At 53.7% G+C, this 917-nt stretch carries 1 protein-coding gene; it reads right to left on the bottom strand.

The window, feature by feature from the left end; genetic code table 11:
- Positions 1–228: 228 nt before the first annotated feature.
- The coding region (locus AAAT87_RS15400) for a phage antirepressor KilAC domain-containing protein (RefSeq protein ID WP_349226921.1) at positions 229–917 on the bottom strand (689 nt) is incomplete at its 5' end.

Genomic DNA, 917 nt, shown 5'->3' with positions numbered 1-917 from the left:
TGTGCTATCAGGGTGTCATAGACATACAGGGGCTGGGAAGAATTCAATCTTCCCATATTGCCCTTGCGTGCCGGATTTAAAGCCATTACCTGTTGCTTTATCGCCATATTTCCATTTTTAATGATTAATAATTACCAACCGGAGCCTAACAGAAGCCAAGCAGGAGCCTGTCCCCCTTCCTACCCCCGTTCCCGGCGATTCCATCGCCGGTCAAATGCCCCAGCGGGCCTACCCCAGATTCTTCACCTCAAACAGTTCGGCAAGCTCCCAGAATCTGTGGGCCAGATCATGGACAAACTTCCTGCCCTTCTCGGTCCATACCAGATAGGTATGCGTTACCGCCTTGCCCATCTTCTCCTTTCTGCCATCGCATTTCGGATCCAGGAAGGCATTGTATCGGGTGCGGCTCTTCGCCAGTCCCATGTGCGCATACTCCGCATAGAGCATGTACTGCCCGCTCTGGTAGTACTGGATATGCAGGGCGCACAGTGAGCGGTTCAGCTCCTGCGCCGTGATACCCAGCTCCTTCGCCACCTGAGTAGTAGTGAAGCAGGAAACGGAATCCAAGACATTATCCGAGTAGATTGCCTTCGGCATCAGCCCATCCACCTGGTGCTCCAGATGGATGATGTTCTCACCTTTTCGGGCGATATTCACCACCTGCTCATCCACCACGCCGTTCAGTCTTCGGATTTCCACATCCTGCTCGCCGATGAGTTTCTTGTCAAGTCCCATCTGCACCTCCTGCTGATGCAGCAAAGCCTTCTGCTGAATCAACCGAGCATCCTGGTCGGCTATCCAAGCCTTCTGCCCATCTAATCGGGCCTTCTGCTCCCCGATCAGTTTCTTCTGCTGCTCCAGCAGTTCCTCCTTCTTCTTCAGGGTAGCCCGGAGAATCTCCTCGGCATTGCGAATCG

Origin of the sequence: Segatella sinensis (genome assembly GCF_040095255.1) — a bacterium.
Taxonomy (GTDB): Bacteria; Bacteroidota; Bacteroidia; order Bacteroidales; family Bacteroidaceae; genus Prevotella; species Prevotella sinensis.
The sequence above is the reverse complement of the archived record's forward strand: the minus strand, read 5'-3'. Positions and strand labels throughout refer to the sequence as shown.